Annotated in this window: 20 protein-coding genes; 11 read left to right on the top strand and 9 right to left on the bottom strand. The window is 71.6% G+C overall.

Annotated elements, in window-relative coordinates:
* The first annotated feature begins 264 nt into the window (after positions 1-264).
* Genes VYJ16_RS02775 through VYJ16_RS02755 form a run of 5 tightly spaced genes read left to right on the top strand, consistent with a single transcriptional unit; the run spans position 265 to position 4,701 of the window.
* Positions 265-1,089: an adenosylcobinamide-GDP ribazoletransferase gene (locus VYJ16_RS02775; protein ID WP_336348792.1), complete on the top strand. Its 825-nt coding sequence runs from the start codon at positions 265-267 to the stop codon at positions 1,087-1,089.
* Positions 1,089-1,739, top strand: coding sequence for an NTP transferase domain-containing protein (locus VYJ16_RS02770; RefSeq protein WP_336349656.1), 651 nt, complete (start codon positions 1,089-1,091; stop codon positions 1,737-1,739). The genes VYJ16_RS02775 and VYJ16_RS02770 overlap by 1 nt, the downstream gene beginning before the upstream one ends.
* Positions 1,736-2,740 carry a nicotinate-nucleotide--dimethylbenzimidazole phosphoribosyltransferase gene (locus VYJ16_RS02765; RefSeq protein WP_336348791.1) on the top strand — a complete coding sequence of 335 codons (1,005 nt, stop codon included), beginning with the start codon at positions 1,736-1,738 and terminating at the stop codon, positions 2,738-2,740. The genes VYJ16_RS02770 and VYJ16_RS02765 overlap by 4 nt, the downstream gene beginning before the upstream one ends.
* Positions 2,741-2,767: 27 nt before the next feature.
* Positions 2,768-3,838, top strand: a complete 1,071-nt coding sequence (locus tag VYJ16_RS02760; protein WP_336348790.1) for a threonine-phosphate decarboxylase — start codon at positions 2,768-2,770, stop codon at positions 3,836-3,838.
* Positions 3,835-4,701, top strand: a complete 867-nt coding sequence (locus VYJ16_RS02755; RefSeq protein WP_336348789.1) for an adenosylcobinamide amidohydrolase — start codon at positions 3,835-3,837, stop codon at positions 4,699-4,701. The genes VYJ16_RS02760 and VYJ16_RS02755 overlap by 4 nt, the downstream gene beginning before the upstream one ends.
* 57 nt (positions 4,702-4,758) lie before the next feature.
* On the opposite strand, the gene VYJ16_RS02750 is transcribed toward VYJ16_RS02755, so the two are convergent.
* Together VYJ16_RS02750 and VYJ16_RS02745 are read right to left on the bottom strand one after the other, a co-directional pair.
* Entirely contained in the window at positions 4,759-5,211 is a 453-nt protein-coding gene (locus VYJ16_RS02750) for a hypothetical protein (protein ID WP_336348788.1), read from the bottom strand.
* Entirely contained in the window at positions 5,205-5,858 is a 654-nt protein-coding gene (locus VYJ16_RS02745) for a SatD family protein (protein WP_336348787.1), read from the bottom strand. The genes VYJ16_RS02750 and VYJ16_RS02745 overlap by 7 nt, the downstream gene beginning before the upstream one ends.
* Positions 5,859-6,236: 378 nt before the next feature.
* Here VYJ16_RS02745 and minD point away from each other — a divergent pair, with 378 nt between their 5' ends.
* From minD to VYJ16_RS02730, 3 genes are all read left to right on the top strand, one after another.
* A complete protein-coding gene (minD, locus tag VYJ16_RS02740; RefSeq protein ID WP_336348786.1) occupies positions 6,237-7,013 on the top strand; it encodes a cell division ATPase MinD in 777 nt (258 codons plus the stop codon).
* A complete protein-coding gene (locus tag VYJ16_RS02735) occupies positions 7,010-7,555 on the top strand; it encodes a DUF8054 family protein (protein ID WP_336348785.1) in 546 nt (181 codons plus the stop codon). Before minD ends, VYJ16_RS02735 begins: the two co-directional genes overlap by 4 nt.
* Positions 7,556-7,686: 131 nt before the next feature.
* Positions 7,687-8,448, top strand: coding sequence for a histidine kinase (locus VYJ16_RS02730; RefSeq protein WP_336348784.1), 762 nt, complete (start codon positions 7,687-7,689; stop codon positions 8,446-8,448).
* On the opposite strand, the gene VYJ16_RS02725 is transcribed toward VYJ16_RS02730, so the two are convergent.
* Genes VYJ16_RS02725 through VYJ16_RS02715 form a run of 3 tightly spaced genes read right to left on the bottom strand, consistent with a single transcriptional unit; the run spans position 8,421 to position 11,754 of the window.
* Positions 8,421-9,872 carry a hypothetical protein gene (locus VYJ16_RS02725; protein ID WP_336348783.1) on the bottom strand — a complete coding sequence of 484 codons (1,452 nt, stop codon included), beginning with the start codon at positions 9,870-9,872 and terminating at the stop codon, positions 8,421-8,423. The two genes, VYJ16_RS02730 and VYJ16_RS02725, sit on opposite strands and share 28 nt — an antisense overlap.
* Before the next feature lie 60 nt (positions 9,873-9,932).
* Positions 9,933-10,529, bottom strand: a complete 597-nt coding sequence (locus VYJ16_RS02720) for a hypothetical protein (RefSeq protein WP_336348782.1) — start codon at positions 10,527-10,529, stop codon at positions 9,933-9,935.
* 46 nt (positions 10,530-10,575) lie between these two features.
* Positions 10,576-11,754, bottom strand: coding sequence for a DUF3179 domain-containing protein (locus tag VYJ16_RS02715; RefSeq protein ID WP_336348781.1), 1,179 nt, complete (start codon positions 11,752-11,754; stop codon positions 10,576-10,578).
* 155 nt (positions 11,755-11,909) lie between these two features.
* On the opposite strand from VYJ16_RS02715, the gene VYJ16_RS02710 reads away from it, so the two are divergent.
* Together VYJ16_RS02710 and VYJ16_RS02705 are read left to right on the top strand one after the other, a co-directional pair.
* Positions 11,910-12,785 carry a hypothetical protein gene (locus VYJ16_RS02710; RefSeq protein WP_336348780.1) on the top strand — a complete coding sequence of 292 codons (876 nt, stop codon included), beginning with the start codon at positions 11,910-11,912 and terminating at the stop codon, positions 12,783-12,785.
* Positions 12,786-13,185: 400 nt separating this feature from the next.
* Positions 13,186-15,051, top strand: coding sequence for a receiver/sensor box histidine kinase (locus VYJ16_RS02705; RefSeq protein WP_336348779.1), 1,866 nt, complete (start codon positions 13,186-13,188; stop codon positions 15,049-15,051).
* Positions 15,052-15,269: 218 nt separating this feature from the next.
* On the opposite strand, the gene VYJ16_RS02700 is transcribed toward VYJ16_RS02705, so the two are convergent.
* From VYJ16_RS02700 to VYJ16_RS02685, 4 genes are all read right to left on the bottom strand, one after another.
* Positions 15,270-16,349, bottom strand: a complete 1,080-nt coding sequence (locus VYJ16_RS02700) for a sugar ABC transporter permease (RefSeq protein WP_336348778.1) — start codon at positions 16,347-16,349, stop codon at positions 15,270-15,272.
* Positions 16,346-17,302, bottom strand: coding sequence for a carbohydrate ABC transporter permease (locus tag VYJ16_RS02695; RefSeq protein ID WP_336348777.1), 957 nt, complete (start codon positions 17,300-17,302; stop codon positions 16,346-16,348). Before VYJ16_RS02695 ends, VYJ16_RS02700 begins: the two co-directional genes overlap by 4 nt.
* A gap of 4 nt (positions 17,303-17,306) precedes the next feature.
* Positions 17,307-18,644, bottom strand: coding sequence for a substrate-binding domain-containing protein (locus tag VYJ16_RS02690; RefSeq protein ID WP_336348776.1), 1,338 nt, complete (start codon positions 18,642-18,644; stop codon positions 17,307-17,309).
* Between the two features lie 318 nt (positions 18,645-18,962).
* Entirely contained in the window at positions 18,963-21,725 is a 2,763-nt protein-coding gene (locus tag VYJ16_RS02685) for a glycoside hydrolase family 15 protein (protein WP_336348775.1), read from the bottom strand.
* 104 nt (positions 21,726-21,829) lie between these two features.
* On the opposite strand from VYJ16_RS02685, the gene VYJ16_RS02680 reads away from it, so the two are divergent.
* Positions 21,830-22,957, top strand: a complete 1,128-nt coding sequence (locus tag VYJ16_RS02680; protein WP_336348774.1) for an ABC transporter ATP-binding protein — start codon at positions 21,830-21,832, stop codon at positions 22,955-22,957.
* Positions 22,958-23,000 lie beyond the last annotated feature (43 nt).

Below are 23,000 nucleotides of genomic sequence, written 5' to 3'. Positions count from 1 at the left end.
CGAACCCTCACCCGGCCGCCGATTCGGAGAACGAGAGCGTGCTCGGCGTCCCGACCTGAGTACGTTCGCTGACCCTTCTTCGGAGTTTCGCGTGCTTCGATAGCGGTGGCGTTCCAGAACGCCCAAACCGTTCGTCCGCGAACCCGGAGTCGAGATGAACGAGTGCGTCCTCGCCGCGTTCGCTGTCGAACGCGGCTCGCGTCCGGACCACGGTTCGCGTCCGGACGGCGGCGAGCGACCGCCACCGGCGGTGGTGGTGGCGCGATGACGGGTCGCGTTCGCGGTGCGCTCGCGGCGGCGGCGGGCGCGCTCGGGTTCCTGACGCGCGTGCCGGTGGGTCGAGACGGCGACGCGTGGGCGGCGTTCACCGCCGCGCCGGCGGCCGCGGTCGTCCCCGGGTACGTCGTGGGCGCGCTCGCGGCGGTCGTCGTCGCCGCGCCGCTCGCGGTCGCCTCCGACCTGCCCGTGGCGTCGGTCGCGTTCGCGTACGTCCTCGCGGTGTACGCGCTCGTCGGCGTCAACAACCTCGACGGCGTTGCGGACTGCGGGGACGCGATGGTCGTCCACGGCGACCGCGACCGCCGGCGCGAGGTGCTCGCGGACACGACGACGGGCGTCGGCGCGCTCGCGGCCGTCTCCCTGGTCGTCGCCGGTCTCGCGCTGGGAGCGGTCGCGGTCGCCGGAACGGCCCCGTTCGTTGCGGTCGCGGTCGTCCTCGCGGCGGAGGTCGGTGCGCGCGTCGGCCTCGCGGCGCTCGCCGCGTTCGGCTCCGCGCCCCACGACGGCCTCGGGAGCGCCATCACCGAGGGCGCCGGCGTCGGGACCGCGGTCCTCGCGCTCGCGCTCGCCGGACCTGCGGTCGCGTGGCCGCTCCTGGCCGCCGGTTCCACGTTGGCCGGTGCGGCGAGCGGTGCGGTCGCGGTCGCCGCGGCGGGAGCGTTCGCGGGCGCACTCGCCGGGACCGCCGTCGTCGGCGCGTGGGCGACTCGTCGCCTCGGCGGCCCGAACGGCGACGTCTTCGGCGCGGCGACCGAGGTCGCGCGCGTCCTGGGGCTCCACGCGGGGGTGTTAGCGTGGACGCTCTCGTGATGTGCGGCGGCGCGGGTACGCGCCTCGACGCCGACGTGGAGAAGCCGCTGTTCGCGGTCGCGGGGCGTGCGATGGTCGACCGCGTCGTCGACGCGCTCGCCGCGGCGGACGGCATCGAGGACGTCTACGCCGCGGTGTCGCCGCAGACGCCGCGGACCCGCGAGCACCTCGCCGCGCGCGACGACGTCACCGTCGTGGACACGCCCGGCGACGGCTACGTCGCGGACCTCGACGCCGCGCTCGACGTCGTCGGCCGGCCCGCGGTCACCGCCGCCGCGGACCTGCCGTTGCTCGCGCCAGAGCACGTCGACCGCGCGCTCGCCGCCCGCGAACGCATCGCTCGCGAGGACGGTGCTGGCGGCGACGCCGCGGACCCGACCGGGTCGCTGTCGGTCTGCGTGCCCGTCGCGCTCAAGGAGCGCCTCGGTGCGAGCGTCGACACCGCGTTCGACGGGCTCGCACCGACGGGCTTGAACGTCGTCGACACTGGAGGAGAGAACATGCATACGACCTACGACGCTCGACTGGCCGTGAACGTGAATCGACTCGGGGACGCCGACGTCGCCGCCGCGCTCGCCGCGGCGCCCGGGGACGCCCCGGTTCGCGCGAGCGACGGAACGACGGACGACGCCGTGGAGGGCGACCGATGAGGCTCGTGCTCGCTGCGGGGTCGACGGAGACCGCGCGCATCGAGGGACTGAGTGCCGCGGGCGCGGACCCGGAGGCGATGGCGTACACGCCGAGCGCGGACGCGGAGGTCCTCGCGTACGGGGACGTCGTCCGCGCGCCGTCGGTACCGGTGTCGCCGACGGGGACGCCGACGCCCGCGATCGTCACGCGCGCCGCCCAGGAGGTCGTCGGGTTCGACGTGACGGTCGTGGACGCGGGGCTCGCGGAACCGACGGGTGCGCCGACCGTCTCGGTCGGTGCGCGGCCCGGCGAGGACGTCCGCGAGGCCGACCCGGTGCCGACCGCGCCCGGGGCGTTCCTCGCGGCGCGCGGCGTCGGGCGGTCGCTGCCCGACGACCACCTCGTGCTCGCCGAGACCATCCCCGGTGGGACGACGACCGCGCTCGGCGTGCTGCGCGCACTCGGCGAGGACGCTGCGGTGTCGTCGTCGCTCCCGACGAACCCCATCGAGCGCAAGCGCGAGGTCGTCTCGGAGGGGCTCGCGGCGAGCGGCCTCGAAGCTGGCGACTGCGAGAACGACCCGCGTGAGGCGACCCGGCGGATGGGCGACCCGGTGCTCGCGACGCTCGCCGGCGTCGCGACGGGCGCGCTCGCCGCCGGGAAGCGCGTGACGCTCGCGGGCGGCACCCAGCAGCTCGCGGTCGCCGCGCTCGCCCGCCACGACGGCGCGACCGGCCCGCTCGACGTCGCGACGACGAGCTACGTCGCTGACGACGACGCGGTCGCGTTCCGCGAGACCGCCCGTCGCCTGGACTGCGAGCCGACCGTGACCGACCCGCAGTTCGACCGCGCGCACGTCGGCTTCGGCGGGTACGTCGACGGGGAGGCGAAGGAGGGCGTCGGCATGGGCGGGGCGCTCGCGCTCGCGAACGCCACCGGGGACCTCGGGGCGGTCCGCGACCGCGCCGGCGAACTCTACGACCGCCTCGTCGGCGACGCCACCGCGGGAGGGGAGTCGTGACGCGCTCGCCGGGGGAGGTGACGGGGCGTGCGCCCTGACGCGGTCGACGCGGCCGAGCGCGTCCCGCACGGGGGGACGCGCGACCCGGACGTCCTCGAGTTCTCCGCGAACGTCAACCCGGAGCGGCCCGACGGCGTCCGCGCGGTCTACGAGCGCGCGCTCGACGACGCGACCCGGTATCCCGACGACGCGTACCCCGCGTTCCGGGACGCCGCAGCGGACTACGTCAGCCGTGGGACCGCTCGCGGAATCGGTCGCGAGCACGTCGTCCCGACGCCCGGTGGGCTCGCCGCGCTCCGGTTGGCGTTCGCGACGACGCTCGACCCCGGCGACCGCGTGCTCGTGCCGGCGCCGTCGTTCGGGGAGTACGCTCGCGAGGCCGACCTGCAGGGCGCGACGGTCGACCGCGTTGCGCACGACGCCGTCGTCGACCTCGACGCTGGCGCGCTCGCCGACGCCCGACTGGTCGTCGCGTGCAACCCGAACAACCCCACGGGGGACGTGTACGACCACGACGCGCTGTGCGCGCTCGCCGCGCGCTGCCGTGACGCCGGGACGACCCTGCTGGTCGACGAGGCGTTCCTCGGGTTCACCGACGAACCCTCGATGGCTGGCGAGCCCGGCGTCGTCGTCGCGCGCTCGCTCACGAAACTGTTCGGGCTCCCCGGGCTCCGCGCCGGGTTCGCGGTCGCCACGGGCCGCGAGCGCGACCGGCTCCGGACCGCCCGCCGCACGTGGAACCTCGGTGCGCCCGCGGCCGCGGTCGGCGCGCACTGCCTCCGCGACCACGACTTCGTCGCGGATACCCGCGAGCGCGTCGCGGTCGAACGCGACCGCATCCGAACCGGGCTCCCCGACGGCGTCCGCGCGTACGACGACGCGACCGACCGCGACGGCGTTGCGCCGTTCGTCCTCCTCGACGTCGCCGACACCGGCCGCGACGCCGCGGGCGTCGTCGCCGCGTGCCGCGAGCGCGGCGTCGCCGTCCGCGACGCGACGACCTTCGATGGGCTGGACGCGCACGTCCGCGTCGCCGTCCGCACGCCAGCGGAGAACGACGAACTGCTCCGGGTGCTCGCCGAGGTGGTGGACGCGTGAGCGACGACGGGAACGCGCCCCCGTCGGCGGCCGGCGGCGCGGACTCGGATGCGGGGGCGGGCGTCCCGGAGCCGTCGGCGGACGCGCCGTTCTTCGCGGCGACCCGGTGCGAGGACGTCCTCGAGTTCGCGCGCCCCGGCACGGAGTGGCTGTCGACGGGGTGGCGCGGCGGCCGCATGCGTGCGGACGCGGCGTACTCGTGTACGGTCCCGGAGGACTGGCGGTGCGACGACCTCGCGGGGTTCGTCGACGAGCGCCTCCGCGAGCGCGGCGTCGCGCCGGAACGCGTCGCCGCCGCGGCCCGCGGCGACGCACCAGTGCTCCTCACCGGGGTCGCGACCCGGCACGCTCGCGGCGCGCGCCTCGGCCCCGTCGAGGCGTACGCGACCGCGGGCGTCTCCAACCCCGCCGCGCTCCCCACCGACGACGACGCGCTCCGCGCGCCCGCCACTGACCACGCGGGAGGCGACGGCGACGACGGCCTCCCGGACGGCGAGTTCGTGCCGGGGACGGTGAACGTCGTCGTCGGCACGACCCGCGACCTCGCGCCGGGCGCGCTCGCGAACCTCGTCGCCGTCGCCGCGGAAGCCCGTGCGACGACCCTCCTCGACCGCGTCGGCGTCCCGGGGACGACGAGCGACGCGGTCGTCGCCGCCTGCGACCCCGACGGCGACCCTGCGGCGTTCTCCGGGAGCGCGACGAGGGTCGGGGCCGCCACCCGCGCGTGCGTTCGCGACGCCGTCGCCGCGGCACTCGACGCACGCTACAACGACGCGAGCGAGTCCCCGCCCACGTCGGTCGCGGACGCCCGGTACGGCGTCACCACGGACTCGCGAGCGGCCGTGTTCTCGGTCGAGGACTGAGGTCGTCGCCTCGCTGGGAGGACGACGACGCCGTCGCCGCGATGGACGGCGACGCGTTCAGAACGGCGACGGCCCGAAGACGGCGAGGGCGGCGACGCCGACGAGGAGGCTGTACGTGAAGTTCGCGACGCTCCCGGTGAGGTAGTACGTCGTGTTCTCGGAGTCCATGTCCTGCCAGCGGACGATGGACTTCGCGGTGAACACGAGGCCAAGCGCGGTGTACGCGCCCGTGAGGACGAGCGTCAGGACGAGCGCGTTCTCGACCTTCCCGATGGCGCGGCCGGTGTCGGCGTCGCCGGCGTCGCTGTCGGTGCCCGCGAACCGGAGCGCCCAGCGGACGACGTACCCGCTGGTCGCCCAGAGGAACGCGCCGGCGGCCGCGAACCCGGCGTACCGATGGAGGGGGACCCCCGAGAGGTCGAGGGGCCACGCGGTCCACGCGAGCGCTGCGAACACCGCGAGCGACGCGACCAGCAGCGTGCCGCGGGCGACGCGCCAGGACGCTACCACGTGTCGTCACCGCCGACAGCGGCGAACGCTGCTTCGAGCGTGTCCTCGACGGCGTAGACGGTCGCGGCGCGCGTCCGGTCGAGCGTCTTCGACACCATCTGGACGGAGACGTCGAACGCGTCGGCGACCGCGGTCATCGTGTCCGCGTCGCGGTACGCGGTGACGAACGACCGCTGGCGGGGCGTCCACGTGCTCGTCCACAGCGAGAGCAGGTCGAGCTGGTCGCCGAGGACGGCGGCGAAGACGTCCGGGACGTCCGCGAGCGAGACGCGGACGTAGCGGTCGTCGGCGGCGGCGGCCTGCAGGCACTCGTCGGCGCGGTGGAACGCGGGGCCGTCCATCGCGGCGACGGCGTCCGCGTCGGGGGCGACGTCGACGGCACCCCACGCGAGGCCGACGCGGAGTTCGATGGGGTGGAGGTGTTCGACGAGCGCGCGCAACGCTGGCACGACCGCGCCCGGTTCGTCGAGGACGCCGCCGACCTCGTCGACGCCCTTGAGGACGGCGAACGGTGCGACGATGGCGTCGCCGGCGGCGTCGGTTGCGGCGGCGACCGCGGCTTCGAGCGTCTCGCGGACGTCCTCGCGGTCGTCGAGGTTTCGGGAGTCGACGACGTCGCCGAGGACGACGCAACGACGGACTGTCATCGTCCGAAGGCTCAACCTCGAACGGGTTAAAAGCACTCTTTCAACCATTAGTGGTTGATTTTTTGGCGTGGGTGGGCGTGGGATGGCCGTCGGCGGGGTGCGACGAGGCCGCCCCGACGGCCTTCGATTACCGTACGTGCTCGGATTCAGCCATAACCGTTGGTTGAATAATCAGGCCCCGGCCATAAACTATAGGTCCCCGTGGACAGTGATTTCGTTCAGTCGAGGGGTGGACTCTCGACGTGTCACACGGTCCGTTCGAGACGGATCGGCCGGCTTCCCCCCTTTGTCGGCCGTCCTCCCGTCGACCCCGAGGGTGGGGTCGCCTTTCTTTCGCGTACCGAAACCGCTTAGCAACTCCGCGAGCGACGACGACGCATGGTCGAAGCCATCGCCGTCGCGAGCGGGAAGGGCGGCACCGGGAAGACGACCGCCACGCTCGCCCTCGGGATGGCGCTCGCCGACGACGGCCACGACGTCACCGTCGTCGACGCCGACACCGGCCTCGCGAACCTCCTCTTCCACGCCGACCTCGAAGACGCCCCCGTCACGCTCCACGACCTCCTCCTGGGCGACCACGACGTCGCCGTCGCGGACGCCACCTACGAGCGCTTCGGGATGCGCGTCGTCCCCTGCGGCACCGACCTCGGCGACTTCGAGGCCGCCGACCCCGACCGGCTCGCCGACGTCGTCGCCGACCTCGCCGCCGACACCGACGTCCTCCTGCTCGACTCGCCCGCCGCACTCGGGTCGAAGTCCGCCGTCCTCCCCATCGTCCTCGCCGACCGCATCGTCGTCGTCCTACAACCGACGATTCCCGCACTCAGCGACGGCCTGAAGGTCCACGAGTACGCGCAAGCGTACGGCACCGAGACCGCCGGCGTCTGCTACAACCGCGTGCACGACCCCGACGACGTCGACGCCGTCCGCGACCAGACCGAACGGTACTTCGACGCGCCCGTGCTCGCGAGCGTCCCCGCCGCCGACGTCGTCCGCGAGGCGCGCGCCGCCGGCGAACCGCTCGTCGCGCACGCCCCGGAATCGCCGCCCGCAGAGGCGTTCCGGGCGGCCGCGTCGCGCCTCGACCCCGCGGACGGCGACGAGGACGCGGTCGCCGACCGGTTCGCGAGCGCCGTCGTCCCCGACCGCCCATGAGACTCCCAGAGGGCGACGTCGTCGCCTCGCGCGTCCTCGACGACCACGAGCGCGCGCTCCGCGCGGCACTCGACGAACGCCTCACGGGCTACCTCGTGCTCGAACCGAGCGCGACGCTCCTCCTCGGCGACGACGGCGCGGGCGTCCTCACCGTCCGCGACGGCGTCCCCGTCCTCGCGTCGCACACCGGTACCGAGCGCGGTGGCGCGGACGCGCTCGCTGACCTCGCCGGCCCCGGCCCCGTGAAGGCGGAACGTCGCGCGGTCGACCCGGACGCGCTCGCGGACGTGCACGACGCCGACGGCGCGGACGCGCTCGCGGTCGCTCCCGGCGAACCGGCGCGCGTCCTCACCGGCGACCACGACCTCGCCGCCGCCGCCCGCGACCGCGCCCAAGCCGACCACCCCGGGCACGACGCCGCGGACGACCCCCTCGAATCGTTCCTCGAGAACGAGGACCGCGTCGAACAACTCCGCGAGGACGCCCGCGCCGAGGCCGAACGCCGCGCCGAGGAGTGGGGGTTCGTCGACGAGCTCTCCTGACCGCGCCGCCGCGGACCGACCGAAGGTCCTGCCGACGTCGAGGCTCGAACCGGCGGCAGAGCGGTCCCGCCGATATCGAGGCTCGAACCGGCGGCAAGGTACTTGTGAATCCGTTCCCTGGTACGTATCGAATGCAACTGGCGGACTTCGTCGACGAACTGGACGCCCCCAGCGTGTCCCTCACCGTGGTGAACGTGAGCGGGGCCGGGAACGAGCACGTCACTGGGATGTTCGAGGACCTCTTCGAGCGCCAGCCGGTCGACGTGGAGACCGCGCTCACCGACGGCGGCGAGGAGAACCTCGTCGTCCTCACGCGCGACGGCGAGCGCGTCGCGGAGTCCGAACTCGACGACGTCGGCGACGCGGTCCTGTTCGTGAACTCCGACATCTACATCACCGGGTCCCGGGAACTCGCCGACGTCGAGACGCCCGCGGTGCTCGCGGAGCTCGCCGACGTCCCGTTCAACGCAGAAGGGTACCCGTCGACGCGCAAGGAGAAGTTCCTCCTCATCGAGATATCGCGGTTCATCGAGGCGCTCGCGTACCGCGAGGGCGCGGGCCGCATCCACTCGGGGTTCCAGCGGCTGTCACGCATCGACGACGAGAAGGGCACGAAGACGGTGTACGAGACGCTCGCCGAGACCGACCTCGACGCGAACGTCTACGGCGTCGGCGACTGGACGCCCGAGAGCTCGCTGTCGGCGCACTCGAACCATCCGAACCTGGACGCGGTCTGGTTCGTCGTGTTCGTCCCACCGGACGGGTCGGACGCCGACCACGCCGCGCTCGTGTGCGTCGAGGACGACGACGGCCACTGGCGCGGGTTCTGGACGTTCGACCGTGACCGCGTCCGCGACATCGAGTCCTACGTCAGCGACGCGTACCAGGCCTGACCTCGTGCTCGCGACGCCGGCGACTGGCCCGCAGCGGGGCCGCCGACGGTGACGTTCCCGTCGCTCCCGGTCGCGGTCGCCGAGTCGACGAACGACCCCGGGCCGGTGAATACGACGACGGTCTCGGGCGAAACGCGCACGAGCCGTATCCGGGTGTCGTCGACCGTCCACCCGCCGTCCGACCGGGGACTGCGGGCGTTCGTCGCCGCGCCGAAGGCGTCGACGAACTCGGTCGCGTTCGCGGCGTCGTCCCACCGGAGCGTCCACGCGAACGCTCGCTCGCTCCCGTTCGAGAACGCGACGAGTTCGTCGTTCCCCCAGCCCGCCGCGCCACGGGCAGCCTTCGGTTCGGCGAGTTCGCTCGCGAGCACGACGCGCGCGAACAGCTCGCCGCGCGTCTCGCGCTCCTCGACCGACCACGCGTCCGCGTCGACCGTCACCGACAGCGGCTTCGGTGGCTCCGACCCGGGTTCGAGGCCGTGGATGAGTTCCTCGGTCGTCTGCGGTGGCTCCTCGTAGAGCCGCCAGTGATCGGCGGGCGAGTCCACGCGTTCGGCGACGTACTCGCGCCCGAAGTGGTACGGCGCCCACGCGTACTTGCCGGCGGGCGACGCGTTCCGGTAGCCGTCGGTCTCCGCGACCACGGCGGCGCGACTCCGGTTCTCGTAGCGCGCGAGGTACTCGAGGGCGACGTACGACGCCGCGCCTTCGACGACGGCGGCGGCGGCGCGATGCCGCTGGTACGCGTCCGAGAACGTCGTGTCCCACGTCGGGGTGTCCTGGATGCGCGCGAACTGCGCGTTGTGGACGTACTCGTGGACGACCGTGAACTCGAGGTCCGTCCTGGACTCGGTCCCCGAGAGCGCGAGGCTGAGGCCGGTGCGGGTCTCTCGCGAGAAGTTCGAGGACTCGCGGGCGTCCATGAGCGTCAGCGCGAACGGGTCCGAGACGGTCGGCTGCCAGGGCGTCGCCGGCCGGTAGAGGTATATCTGGCTCGGCGGGTCGACGGGGTCGTCGAGCCCGAGGAGCGTCATCGTCCGCGCGTACGTCTCGTTGTGGTCGAACGGCAGCGTCCCGTTCCCCCGGACCGGAATCCGGAACGACGCGGTGTCGTTCCCGTCGTGGTCGCCGGGCGTGGTGGTCGACTCGCGGTCCGTCGTCGCCCGCGTCGTGGGTGCGTCCGTCGTCGAAGGGGGTGCGGTGGTTGCGGTCGCGTTCGTCGCGGGGGCCGCGTCCGTCGGCCCCGGGGCGTCGGTGGTCGTCTGGGCGTCGGTGGTCGTCGGAGCGCCGCTACAGCCCGCGAGGGCGACGAGCGCGACCAGGGCGAGGGCGACGACTCCGGAGCGTGTCGTCGCGAACGGCGACGTCGCGGCTCGTTCGGTGGCGGTGCGACTGGGTGGAGGGCTCGAACCGCGCCGGAACATGGCGGACGGTCGAAATTCCGGCGGGACCGTCATATAGCCGCCCCCTGACTCGACCGTCGTTCAGACGGCTATCTTCCCGGCGACGTACGCGAGGCTCGCGAGGAGGCTGAGCGCGCCGAGGGGGACGAGCCACGCGAACAGCGAGACGAGCGCGCCGCTGGCGGTGACGCCGACGGCGAGGAGGACGACGGGCCCGCAGCACGCGGTCCCGGAGAGGAGCGCGGGGACGGCGGCGAGGACGCCCGCGCCAGTGTCGATGCCGCAGGCTTTCGGTTGGACGACCGCGAGGTACGTGAGCGCGAGGTTCGCGCCGACGAGCGCGGCGAGCCCGGTACCCAGAAGGAGGTCGCCGGGGGCGAGCAGGACGCGCGCGAGGCCGAGGTCGACGAGCGCGAGCGGTTCGAAGCTCACCGGGCCGGTTCGCGCGAACAGCTTGCCGAGCGGGTCGCTGGCGACAACGACGTCGAATCCGACCGGGCGACCGACCGAGAGGGCGCCGGTCGCGACCATGTACACGAGGAGGTACGCGAGGGTGCCGCCCCCGAACGCGAGGCGACCGTCGCGACGCGAGCGAACGAGGCCGAGCGCGCGCCGGGTGCGACTCGCGACGCGGCGCGCACGCCGCGGCACCGACCGCGTCACCGTCGCCTCGCTCATCGCGGGGTTCCCCCGGGTTCGCTGGTCGCGTCCACCTCGGCATCGCTCATCGTGCACGCACCTCGCTCGGGGACTTGGCGTCCTCGTCCGCGAGCACGAACTCGCTGTCCGGGTAGAACGCGTACCACGCGAAGAACATCGCGTCGAAGCTCGGGAGCCGCTCGAGCGGGAGGTCGCCGGCAGCGACCCGCTCGCCGCCGTCGACGCGGTAGCGGTCGCCGTCCGCTTCGACGCTCGCGCCGTCGGGGTTCGCGTACGCAACGCCCGCCGCGAACGCGGGATCGTACACGAGGACGACGTCGAGCGACCCGGCGCTCCCCGCGGCGACGCGCTCCCGGCGGAGCACGGCCTCGGACGCCGCGAACGCACCGTCGCCCGAGCGGACGCCGTGCACGACCGCCTTCGGCTCCAGGCGGTCGCTCTCGCGGATCGGCGCGAACAGGAAGTTCGTGGACTCGTAGTAGCCGCGCGTCGGGTTGTAGTCGCCGTACGGGTCGCGGCCGTAGTTCCGGACGTGCCCGGTGTCCTCGGTGAGCACCTTGCCGTCGGGGTTCGCGGCCTGCCACCGCTCCCACGTCGTCCACGTCGTCGGTACCTGCCGGAGGCTCGCACCCTCGAAGTCGCCGTCGATGGCGGTCCCGATGACCTGCGGCCACCGCGAGTCCGTCGCGCGGTCGTACATCACGAGGTTCGAGTTCACGAGCCGCCCGCTGACGCCGAACTCGACGTCGCCGCGCTCGAACGCCATCGCGGTTCCCGTGAGCGGACAGTACGTCACCGCGAGCGGGCGGCCGCCGACGACGTCGTTCGCGATCTCGTGCCAGACGAGGACGTACTGCGGGTACGCCTTCGCGTCGCCGTCGACCTCGACGCCGAACACGGGCATCCCGGGGTTGATGCGGTCGCCGACGTCGCTTACGGGCTCGAACTCGGGGTCGTCGACGCTCGGGATACCGTCCTTGCCGGGGCCGCCGCCGACGACGTTCTCGCGGAGACGCTTCGCGGAATCCGGGACGTGGAAGGGCTCCTCGCGCGTCGGGAGGCCGACGTCCGCCGGGGTCGAGGACGGGTCGGTGCCGCCGGACGTGGCGGTTCCATCGCCGCCGGTGGTCTCGCCGCCGCGGGTCGAGCCGCTGCCGTCGCTCGAATCGAGGCAGCCCGCGAGCCCGCCCGCGGCGAGGCTCGCGGTCGCGGCGAGCACGGACCGTCGGGTTCTCGATTGCACGACAGCCAGTAGCACCCGTACCTGAAAAGCCCTACGTGGCTCGTGCACGACTCACGCACGAGGGCTCGCCGCCACGTCGCGGTCCAGGACGCAACCGGGGTCACCCGGAACGGCTAGGGAACAATCATAGTGACGTGGCGTCGAGATGACTGGTAATGTTCGGTCACCAGGAGCAGGTGACGGTCCGCGAGCTCATGACGCGGAACCCGGACGCGGCGGGGGCCGGCGCGAGCGTCGCGGACGTCCACGACTGGCTCGTCGAGAACGGGTACACCGCCGCACCGTTGCGGCGCGAGGACCCGCCGTACCTCTACGTGACTCGGGACGACCTCGCGGTCGTCCGCGAGGAATCACCCGACGACAGGGTCTACGAGCACGCCGACCGCATCGACCTCTCGAACCTCCTCTCGCCCGACCTCGGGTTCGAGGACCTCGTCGTCGAACTCGAGGCCGAGCCGTTCTACTTCGTCGGCTGGCACGGCCGGGTCGCGGGCATCGTCACGCGCTCGGACCTGAACAAGCCCGCGGCGCACGCGTTCCTCTACACGCGCATCGGCGAACTCGAGATGCGGCTCCGGGACCTCGTCGACGCGGAGGCGAACTGGCAGGGGACGCTCTCGATGCTGCAACGCGAAGGCGCAGGCAAGACATCCGAGTACGACGCGGTCATCGAGGAGTTCGAGTCGTACGCGGACGCGGACCTCCAGCTCCGCGAGATAGATTACACGACGTTCTGGCAGCTCCAGCAGGCCGCCGTCGAGTGCGACGCCGTCGTCGACTGCCTCGGGTACGACGACGGGGAGGCGGTCGCCGACGCGCTCACAGACGTCCGCGACCTCCGGAATCAGGTCGCGCACTACGGGAACGTCGTCCACCACATGGGGACCGAACTCCTGGACTCCGGGCGGAACGTCCACGAACTCGAGGAGACGTACGCGGAGATCGCGGGGATGCTCGACGCACTCACGGCGTGGGCGGCCGACGAGGGCGTCGACACGACGCGGCGCGCGCACGCTCCCGTCGAGGACTGACTGACTGCGACGGTGGCCGCGTTCTCGAGAGTGACACTGACCGACTGACTGACTGCGACGGTGGCCGCGTTCTCGAACGGCCGTTGCGGGCGTCGCGTCGCTCGGGTTCGAGTCGGCGTCGTGCGTCGAAGGCGTTCGCTGGCCGAAGCGCATTACTGTCCCCGGGTCGTCCGCGAACGTGTGATAGCCGTTCGTCGGGCGTCCTCGCGTCGTCGCGCCTGCGCCTCCCGCGCCGCGACGGGGCCGCCCACCACAGTCGTGCCTGCGCCACGCGCGGACCGACACACCCACCTCCACCGGTACACTCACCCCCACCGGTACACTCACCCCCACCGGTACACTCACCCCCACCGGTACACTCACCCCCACCGGTCGAGTTCGACGCGGAGGCGATGACGGGATGGTCGACCACGCCATCGAGACCGGCACGCCGACCGTGCTCGTCGCCGACGCCGACCTCGAGACGGCGCTCGCGGGCGCGCCCATCGAGAACTCGACGTTCACGCTCGACGTCCGTCGCGTCCACCCGTCCACCCTCCTGGAAGACGTCGACGCGGGGACCGCGGACTGTCTCGTCCTGACCCCTACGGCGCCGTGCGATCCGACCGACGTCGCCCCCGACTTCCCCGTCGTCTACTACGATACCGCCGACGGACGCGACCCCGGTCGCGTCCGCGACCTCGCCACGACCGACGGCGTCGACTACGTTCCCGCGAGCGCCGACCACGAGCACGCGCTACTGCGCGCTCGCGTCACCGACCGCATCGCCGCGGAACGCGTCCGCGAGGACCGCGACATCCGCGCCGCCGCGATGGACCAGGCTGGCGTCGGCATCACGGTCGCGGACGCCGACGACCCCGACGAATCGCTCGTGTACGTCAACCGCGGGTTCGAGACCATCACCGGCTACGCGGCCGCGGACGCGCTCGGGCGGAACTGCCGGTTCCTGCAGGGCGACGACACCGACCCCGAGGGGGTCGCGGCGCTCCGCGCCGCCATCGACGAGGACTACTCGGAGACCGTGGAACTCCGGAACTATCGCGTCGACGGGACGCGGTTCTGGAATCGAGTGACGGTCGCGCCCGTGTACGACGACGGCGACGTCACGCACTACGTCGGCATTCAGGACGACGTCACCGAGCAGGTGGCCGCCCAGCGCGCGCGCCGCCGGATGGTCGAACTCACCTCGAACCCCGAGATGGACTTCGAGGCGAAGGTCGAAGCGCTCCTCGAACTCGGGTGCGAGCGCTTCGACGTCGACGTCGGGTTCCTGTCGGCGATCGACGACGAGTTCGAGGTCGTCGCCGCGGACAGCGCGCACCCGGGCCTCCAGCCGGGCGCGACCGAGCCGATGTCGACGACGTACTGCCGGCGCACAATCGCCGCCGAGGAGACGCTCGCGGTCGCGGACGCCGCCGACGAGTGGCGGGACGACCCGGCGTACGAACGCTGGAACCTCGCGTGCTACGTCGGCACGAAGGTCGAGGTCGACGGCGAGCTGTACGGGACGCTCTGTTTCGCGGACACCGAGCACGCCCGCGAGTTCACGGACGCGGAGAAGACGTTCGTGGAACTCCTCGGGACGTGGGTGCGGTACGAGCTGGAGCGCCACGAGCGCGAACGGCGGTTGGAGCGCGAGAACGAACGGCTCTCGGAGTTCGCGAGCGTCGTCAGTCACGACCTCCGGAACCCGCTCGGGGTCGCGCAAGGCCACCTCGAGGTGCTCGCCGCGGGCGACGCGGACGACGCGACCGTCGACGAGATCGCGACGAGCCTGGACCGCATGGCGGCGCTCATCGAGGACGTCCTGACGCTCGCGCGAGACGGCGAGGTCGTCGACGACCCCGAACCGGCGTCGCTGCCCGCGACCGCGACGGAGGCGTGGCGCGTCGTCGACGCGCCCGACGCCGAACTCGACGTCGACCGGGACGCCCCGCACGTGCTCGCGGACCCCGAACGCCTCCGAACGGTGTTCGAGAACCTGTTCCGGAACGCCATCGAACACGGCGACGCCACGCGCCTCCGCGTCGGCGTCGACACCGCGAGCGCGCTCCTGTTCGTCGACGACGACGGCACCGGCATCCCCGACAGCGAACGCGACGACGTCTTCGAGCACGGGTTCACGACGAACGACGAGGGCACCGGGTTCGGGCTCGCCATCGTCCGCGAGATCGCGGACGCGCACGGCTGGACCGTCTCGCTCGGCGAGAGCGAATTCGGCGGTGCGCGCTTCGCGTTCCACGGCGTCGACGTCGTCGAGGAGTGACGACATCGTCACTGGCGGCGGGTCGGGGTCGTCCGTCAGAAGTGGTGGCATGGGGTCGACCCGTGGCGAGGTCGACCGCGTGTGGTTCGCGGCCGCGGACCGACGCGCGTCGGGTGTGGGCCGCGTGCGATGCGATTTCGGCCGCGTGCGACGCGGTTTCGTTTCGGTCGCGTGCGGCGCGGCCGTCGATCTCCGCGATTCGGTGGCGGTCGAAGGCCTCAGCCTTCGACGCCGCCGAAGCTCAGTCCGTCCTCGATGTACCGCTGCGCGCCGAGGTAGACGAGCATGATCGGGAGCGCGAACGTCAACGCGAACGCCGAGAACTTCGGCCACGGCGTCGAGTACTCGCTCACCAGCAGGAAGAGTCCGACGGGGAGCGTGTACTGGTCGGTCGCCAGGATGGTCTGGGCGACGATGAACTCCGTCCAGCCCGCGAGGAACGTGAAGATGAAGACCGTCGCCAGCCCCGCCTTCGACAGCGGGAGCACGACCTCCCAGACGACCCGGAGCGGGCTTGCGCCGTCGACGTACGCCGCCTCCTCGTAGGACTTCGGGATGCCGTCCATGTACGTCTTCAGGAGCCACGTGTTGAACGGCACCGCGGTCGCGGCGTAGTACACCGAGAGCGCGAGCTTGTTCGCGTCCAGGCCGACCTGCACGAACAGCGCGTACAGCGCGATGAGGCTCGCGATACCGATGCCGCCGCCGACCTGCGTGAACAGCACGTAGCCGTAGAGGAGCTTCCCGCGACCGATGAACTGCCGGCGCGAGAGGGCGTACGCGCCCGGGACGATGAGGCTCATCGCGAGCAACACCGTCGGGACGGCGACCGTCATCGAGTTCCAGAGGTAGCGCTTGAACTCGCTCGGGTACTCGACGCCGTGCGCGCTCGCGTCCAAGAACACGAGCTCCGGCGTCCTGACGAAGACGTCGTACCCGAGGCCCGGAATCGTGACGGAGACCTTGTACCCGGGGAGGATGAGGTCGCCGAGCACCCAGACGAACGTCTGGAGGCTCGGGTCCGTCGGGAGCAGGTTGATGTTCGTCGCGAACAGCGACGCGCTCCCGCCGCTCAGCGCGAGCTTCAGCACCCAGTAGATCGGGAACAGGAGGAGCGAGACGACGACGAGCGCGGTGACCGTCGACACCACGGACATCGCGACGTCCGCCGGGTCGACGTCACCGGTCCGCATCCCGGTGACGGTGTACCGCGTGTGCTCGTACGCGGCTATCGGCGAGTACGCGACCGTCTTCGCGTCGCTCGCGACCGACCGTGCGACGCGCCCGAGGAGACTCATCGGTCACCCACCCCGTCGGCGAGCTTCCCCTTCTTCACGTTCAACCACATGAACGCGCCGATGAACAGGAGCGTCAGCATCATGATCGACGCCGCCTTCCCGTACGCGGGCGACGTGTTCCCGAACGCCTCCGTGTACCCGTAGTGGATGAGCAGCGAGTTCGCCTCGCCCGGGCCGCCGTCGTTGAAGATGAACGGGATGAGGAACTGCTGGAACGACGCCGCGGCCGTGAGTATCCCGCCGAACATCACGGGGCGCTTGATGGCGGGCAGGGTGACGTGCCGGAATCGCGCGAGATAGCCGGCGCCGTCGACCTTCGCCGCGTCGTGGAGCGCGTCCGGGACGTCCTGGAGCGCGCTCACCGTGATGATGACGATGAAGGGATACGCGAGCCAGACCTCCGTGACGTTGTACGTGAGGAACGCGAGCCAGCGTTCGGTCATCCAGCTCACCTTCTCGAACCCGAGGTTCAGGAGGACCTTGTTCGCGAGACTGTACCGGGCGTTGTCGAAGATCTTCGACCAGACCGTGATCGAGAAGACCGCGGGGAGTCCCATCGGGAGGATGACGAGCGACCGCATGAAGCGCTTCCCGCGAGCGCGGTCGCTCGTGAGGACGAGCGCCACCGCGATACCGAACGCGAGCTTGAGTGCGACGCTCGTCGCGACGAACAGCCACGTGACGCCCATGCTGTTCCAGAAGCTCGGGTCCGCGAGGATGGTGACGTAGTTCTCGAGCCCGATGAACTGCTCGTTGCCCGCGTGGATGCTCGTCGGCGGGGCGTTCGTCGCCCGCATGAACGAGAGGTACAGCAGGTACAGGATCGGGTAGAACATGAACGCCGAGAACAGGAACAGGCCCGGGAGGACCAGGAACAGGCCGGCGTTCTCGCGCACCCAGCGCTGGACGCTGCTGGTGCGTTCTCGGTAGTCGGTGCGGTTGGCGTTCTCCATCCCTCTAGCTGTTCCAGTTCTCGCGCACTTCCGTCTCGGCCTGCTCGAGCGCTTTCTTCGGGGTCTGCTGGCCGTTGAACGCGCGCTTGAGTGCGCCGTCGGTCGGCCCCCAGACGCCCTGCATCTTCGGGTTCGTCGGCATCGGGATGCCCTGCGAGACGGCGCTCGCGTACCCGCTCACGGTCGGGGAGAGGTCGTCGCTCTCCGCGAGCTCCTTGTGGACGGGGATGTACGCGTGCTCGTCGGCGAGGCCCTTGAGGACGTCGGGGTTCGTGGTGTACCACTCGATGAACTCGCGGCTCGCGGTCGCGTTCGCGTCCTTCCCTTCGCCCATCTGCTTGGAGAAGAACAGGAGCTTGACGCCCGTGTACGGCGACGGTTCGTTGCCGTCGACGGTCGGGAACGACGTGACGTCGAGGCTGACGCCGGCGTCGCGCGCGCCGCCGAGGAACCACGGGCCGTTGATCGCGAACGGTGCGCGACCCTGTTTGAACGCCTCCGCCTGTGCGCCGTAGTCAGGCGAGTCCGGCATGTACGGCGCGAGCTGGTTCACGATGAACTCGAGGCCGTCGACCGTCTCCTGGTTCGTGAGGCCGAGTTCGTCGTTGGCGTCGTCGTAGTAGAACCCGCCGAAGGCGTGCATCCACGCGCTCTGGAAGTACGAGTTCACGGGGTAGCTGAGGCCGTACTTCCCGTCGCTCGGTGCGTGGTAGTCGTCCATGATGCTCTTCATCTCCTCGAAGGTCTCCGGCGGTTCGTCGACGATGTCGGTGTTGTAGACGAGGCCGACGGTCTCGGCGGCGTAGGGGAGGCCGACGGTCGCGCCGTCGAACTGCGTCGCGTCCGCGCCGGTCGACGTGAAGTACTCGTCGGGGTCGACGCGGAGGTCGTCGCTGGCGTCGACGACCCACCCGTTCTGGTAGTACTTGCCCGCCCAGTCGTGGGCGTGGTCGAACGAGTGCGGGCCTTTGCCGGCGGGGATGGCGGTCTCGGTCTTCGTGCCGAGTTCCGCGATCTCGCTGGGTTTGACCTGCTGGTCGTACTCGCCGTTGAACGTCTCGATCTGGGCTTCGAGGCTGCGTTTCTCGGCTTCGCGGCGTGCGTGCCAGAGTTCGGCGGTGCCGCCGGAGTTCTCGGGTTCGACGACGCTGAGTCCCTCTTCCTCGGTGGTCGTGGTGGACTCGTCGCCGGAGCCGCCGTCGCCGGAGTTGCCGTCGCCGCCGTCGCCCTCGGTGGGTGCGCTGGTCTCGGTCGTTTCGGAGACGCCCACGCAGCCCGCAACGCCGGTGAGCGCGGTCAGTGCTGCCGTCTTCTTCAGGAACTCCCGTCTCTGGTCACTCATGCCTGAATCTATGATGAAATATGTGTTCGCGTATTTAGTCCTTTGGGTGCGAACGTCTCACAACCCGCCGGTCCCCTGCTAGCTGCTGTCACCCGCGCTAGCAATCGGGCGGTTCGACCCCCGATACTGGGGGTTCGATGGCGTTCACGTCGGCCGCGGCCACACGGCGCGCCCTCGCGCGCGCATCGAACCCGCGACGCCGACGGCCAGGAACGAGACGGCTGCGACGCTGAGGGGGACGAACGAGACGGCTGCGACCCTGTTGGACTCGAAGGGGAATGCTGTGCGGTCGACGAACTCGCGACCGGCCGAGTCCGGTTACTCGACGTAGGATATCGTCCGCTGGGCGGCCGCCAGGCCGCGGTCGCCGCGCGCGCCCTCGTCCGCGGCGACGACCGTGATGGGGTTGCGACCGCTCTCCAGCGGAATCGTCGCCGCGAACGAACCGTCGCTCGGGTCGACACGTACCGTCTCCTGGGGAGTCCGGACCAAGAGCGTCACGGCTTCGGTCTCACCCGAGAGCTCGACCTCAGCGGTGTCGACGACGCTGTCGGGCCAGTCGACCGAGAGCGCCGGCGGTTCGGGCGCACCATCGTCCTCGACGTACCGACTCGCCGTCGCCCGCGGTCGCTCCACGGGCGTCCCGGCGTCGAGCGACCGGGCGAGACGCACGAACCCGGCCATGCTCCACGCGAGCGGCGTCGCACTCGCCGTGCCTTCCCCGAACTCCCAGCCGTACGCGGTCGACTCCTCGCGGTCCCAGACCTGCTCGGGTATCATCCGGCCGTCGTTCGCGAACCCCTGCATCGCCCGCAGCAGGCGCTCGGGCGCGAGGTCCCCGGACTCGGTGCCGGCGAGCAGCTCGTACTCCGCGCGCTCGCCGGTGAGTATCGGCCAGAGGCGCCCGCGGCCGGCGTGGGTCACCGACCACGGCGTCCCGGGGTCGACGGCGGGGTCCTCGTCGGGACCGCCGGTCCCGACCTCGCCGTAGCCGTCGCCGTTGTACCGGTACCACGCCGGGCCGTTCGGCGTCTCGACGCGGATGGTGTCGTCGACGACCGCCAGCGAGTGCTCGACGACGGGGTGGTCGTGCGGGAGGACGCCGAGGCGGACGAGTTCGAGGAACCCGGCGTCGACGATACCGCGCTCGTCGAGCGTCGGCCCGCCGTTCGCGAGCGACCGCCCCGCGCCGTCGTCAGGGTCGCTGTCGTCCGTAACCCGGAGGAAGTACGGCGTCTCCGCGTCCGGCGACGGCGCGCGCCCCGACCCGCCGTGCTCGCGGTCCGCCGCCGCGAGGTCGCCGTCGGGGTCGATACCGGTCGTCGTCGCGGTCCAGTCGACGACGGATCGCTGCCAGTGGTCGGCGACCGCGCGATAGACGAGCGCGTCCTCGGTGCGACCCTCGCTCGCCGCGAGCCGTGCCGCGGCCGCCAGGCCCGCGACGGTCGCGGCGATGGTGCTCGGCGAGAACCCGTCCTCCTCCTCCCAGCGCTCCTGCTCGGTGCGCGGGCCGCCGTGCACGAGGTACTCCGCCATCGCGCGCGACGCGCCGTAGTCGTAGTCCGCGTCGGCGAACCCGTAGTCGTGGCGGCGCCGGAGCTGGTCGACCATGACGAGCGGGAACGCGATCTCGTCGAGCTGCTCGCCACCCCACCTGGTCCGGCCGTCTACCCACGTGTTCTGCGGGAGGAACCCGTCGCCGTCGTGCTGGAAGGCGAAGACGTACTCGAGGTGCTCGGCGGCGCTCTCGGGGTCGCCGAGCGCGTCGAACGCCGTGAACACCTGGTAGAGGTCTCGCGCCCACACGAAGTTGTAGCCGTGGTCGCCAGCGTCGCGAGCGCTGACCTCCGAGCCCCACGGCACGGAGGGGCTGGCGATGCTCGCCCCGCGATAGGTTTTGTCCTCGACGGCCTTCAGGACCATCGCCGCCGCGTTGTACTGTGCGGCGAGTTCCTCGTCGCTGGCGACGGACTCGGGGACGACGACGTCCGCGATGTACTCGCGCCAGGACGCGACGTACCCCTCGCGAGCGCGCTCGAACCCGTCTCTCGCGGCGGTCGCGGCAACCTCGCTCGCGGCGTCGGCGTCGCCGTCCTCGGCGAACCCGAGCGCGACGGTACGCTTCGCCGCGGTCGCATCGGTCGCGAGCGCGCCGACGAGTTCGAGCACGCCCTCGGCCGCTCCGATCCCTTCGTCTTCATCTTCAGCGCCTGCGTCGGGGAGAACGCCGTCGTCGGCGAACGCGTCGGCGACCGCGCTCGCCTCCTCGAGCACGGCGGCGTCGGCGAACCCGCCGTCGTCGGCGGCGAGCGCGAGCGAGACGACCACGGGTTCGTCGTCGCTATCGCGGACCGCGACGCCGTCCGGGTCCGTCTCGGTCGCGGTGAGGACGTGGCCGCTGCCGTCCGGGACTGCTCGGCGCTCGCCCGCGGTGTGGGCGGCGCGTCCAGAGGGCGTCGGCGCCGCGAGGACGTACAGCGTGAGCGCGTCGCTCGCTTCGAACGCGACGTCGAGGACGACGGCGTCGCGGTCGGGGTCGGCGACGTGCTCGACGGCGAGCGTCCAGTCGTACGCGTCGCCGGTCTCGGTGGCGGTCTGGCGCCACGCGAGCGCTTCGGACGCGGTCGGCTCGACCGTGCGCTCGACGGAATCATCGGTCTCGGGTGGGACGTGCGTGTGGGCGACGTAGCCGTCGCCGTCGGTGACGACGAAGGAGACGTGGCGGGCGTTCAGGCAGTCGACGCGCGGGAAGCGCGGTTCGGTGAGCGCGCCGTCGGTGAGCGTGAACCACGTCTTCGACGGTGCGTCGGCGTGGTGGTCGGCGACGGTGCCGACGCCGTACTTCGTGCCGGTCGTCCACGTCGGCGTCGCCGGTTCGCGGTTCGGCTGGTCGTCGCCGTCGTCGCTCTGGGTTTCGGTCGCGTCGGTGTCGGTGGTGGCTGTGTCTGGCATGGTGGATGGGTCCGTGGTAGCCTCGCCGTCGTCCGTGCCGGCGCAGCCGGCGAGCCCGGCGAGTGCGCCGGTGGAGAGCGCCGAGAGGACGGTGCGTCGGCGCGCCCCTGGGCGTGGCGGTCGAGTCATGGCATGGGAAAGAACCGCACGCTCTAAAAAGACTACGAAATAATCAATCACAAATTCACGAAGTTGCACAAGTCTTTTGTATTGTGACGCACCCACACAGTGTAATGGCTCGCCTTCGCATCGAGAACCTCCGAAAGGAGTACGACACCGGCTCCATCGTCGCCGTCGACGACCTCACGCTTTCCATCGACGACGGCGAGTTCGTCACCGTCGTCGGCCCGTCGGGGTGCGGAAAGACCACCACGCTCCGCATGATCGCCGGCCTCGAGAAACCGACCTCCGGGACCATCTCCATCGGGGACGAGGACGTCACCGCACAGACCGCGCGCCACCGCGACGTCGCGATGGTGTTCCAGAACTACGCGCTCTACCCGCACAAGACCGTCGCCCAGAACATGGGGTTCGGCCTCCGGATGAGCACCGACCTCGACGCCGACGAACGCCGCGAGAAGGTCGAGTGGGCCGCGGACATGATGGACATCACCGACCTCCTCGAGAAGACGCCCGACGAGTTGTCGGGTGGACAGAAGCAGCGCGTCGCGCTCGGGCGCGCCATCGTCCGCGAACCCGCCGTCTTCCTGTTCGACGAACCCCTCAGTAACCTCGACGCGAAGCTCCGGACGACGATGCGCACGGAGATTCAGCGCCTCCAGAACGAACTCGACATCACCGCGGTCTACGTCACGCACGACCAGGAGGAGGCGATGACGATGGGTGACCGCATGGTCATCCTCGACGAGGGCGAACTCCAGCAGGTCGGCGCGCCCACGGACGTCTACGAGAGCCCCGCGAACGCGTTCGTCGGCGGGTTCGTCGGCAGTCCGAGCATGAACTTCGCGGAGGTCGCCGTCGACCGCGACGGCGGCCGGACGACGCTCGTCGGCGACGGCTTCGAGTACCCCGTCAGCGACGCGTTCGCGAGCGCGATGCCCGACGACGACCGGTTCGAGCTCGGTATCCGCCCGGAAAACGTCGCGGTCGACGCCGCGGGCGACGACGGGGGCGGCATCACCGCGACCGTCGAGGTCGTCGAACCCGTCGGCGCGGACAACTACCTCACGCTCGACGTCGCCGAGCACTTCGTCGCGCGCGTCGACTCCAGCATCGAACCCGCACCCGGCGACGAGGTGACCGTGCGCTTCGACGAGGACAGCGTCCAGCTGTTCGACGTCGACAGCGGCGAGACGCACTCGCGCGAGGAACGCCGGAAGCAGACCCACGCCGCCCAGTAGGGTCGACGCGGCGCTCGCGAAGCGAGCCCATCGGTTCCGTTCT

It is taken from the genome of Halorubellus litoreus (assembly GCF_037081675.1).
GTDB classification, from domain to species: domain Archaea; phylum Halobacteriota; class Halobacteria; order Halobacteriales; family Natrialbaceae; genus Halorubellus; species Halorubellus litoreus.
Note: the sequence above shows the minus strand (reverse complement) of the source record. Positions and strands in the feature narration are given on the sequence as shown.

Coding starts and splice junctions, on each gene's coding strand:
- VYJ16_RS02775 (WP_336348792.1), top strand. CDS start 265: ATGACGGGTCGCGTTCGCGGTGCGCTCGCGGCGGCGGCGGGCGCGCTC.
- VYJ16_RS02770 (WP_336349656.1), top strand. CDS start 1,089: ATGTGCGGCGGCGCGGGTACGCGCCTCGACGCCGACGTGGAGAAGCCG.
- VYJ16_RS02765 (WP_336348791.1), top strand. CDS start 1,736: ATGAGGCTCGTGCTCGCTGCGGGGTCGACGGAGACCGCGCGCATCGAG.
- VYJ16_RS02745 (WP_336348787.1), bottom strand. CDS start 5,858: ATGACAGTCCGTCGTTGCGTCGTCCTCGGCGACGTCGTCGACTCCCGA.
- minD (WP_336348786.1), top strand. CDS start 6,237: ATGGTCGAAGCCATCGCCGTCGCGAGCGGGAAGGGCGGCACCGGGAAG.
- VYJ16_RS02735 (WP_336348785.1), top strand. CDS start 7,010: ATGAGACTCCCAGAGGGCGACGTCGTCGCCTCGCGCGTCCTCGACGAC.
- VYJ16_RS02730 (WP_336348784.1), top strand. CDS start 7,687: ATGCAACTGGCGGACTTCGTCGACGAACTGGACGCCCCCAGCGTGTCC.
- VYJ16_RS02725 (WP_336348783.1), bottom strand. CDS start 9,872: ATGTTCCGGCGCGGTTCGAGCCCTCCACCCAGTCGCACCGCCACCGAA.
- VYJ16_RS02720 (WP_336348782.1), bottom strand. CDS start 10,529: ATGAGCGAGGCGACGGTGACGCGGTCGGTGCCGCGGCGTGCGCGCCGC.
- VYJ16_RS02710 (WP_336348780.1), top strand. CDS start 11,910: ATGTTCGGTCACCAGGAGCAGGTGACGGTCCGCGAGCTCATGACGCGG.
- VYJ16_RS02705 (WP_336348779.1), top strand. CDS start 13,186: ATGGTCGACCACGCCATCGAGACCGGCACGCCGACCGTGCTCGTCGCC.
- VYJ16_RS02700 (WP_336348778.1), bottom strand. CDS start 16,349: ATGAGTCTCCTCGGGCGCGTCGCACGGTCGGTCGCGAGCGACGCGAAG.
- VYJ16_RS02695 (WP_336348777.1), bottom strand. CDS start 17,302: ATGGAGAACGCCAACCGCACCGACTACCGAGAACGCACCAGCAGCGTC.
- VYJ16_RS02690 (WP_336348776.1), bottom strand. CDS start 18,644: ATGAGTGACCAGAGACGGGAGTTCCTGAAGAAGACGGCAGCACTGACC.
- VYJ16_RS02685 (WP_336348775.1), bottom strand. CDS start 21,725: ATGACTCGACCGCCACGCCCAGGGGCGCGCCGACGCACCGTCCTCTCG.
- VYJ16_RS02680 (WP_336348774.1), top strand. CDS start 21,830: ATGGCTCGCCTTCGCATCGAGAACCTCCGAAAGGAGTACGACACCGGC.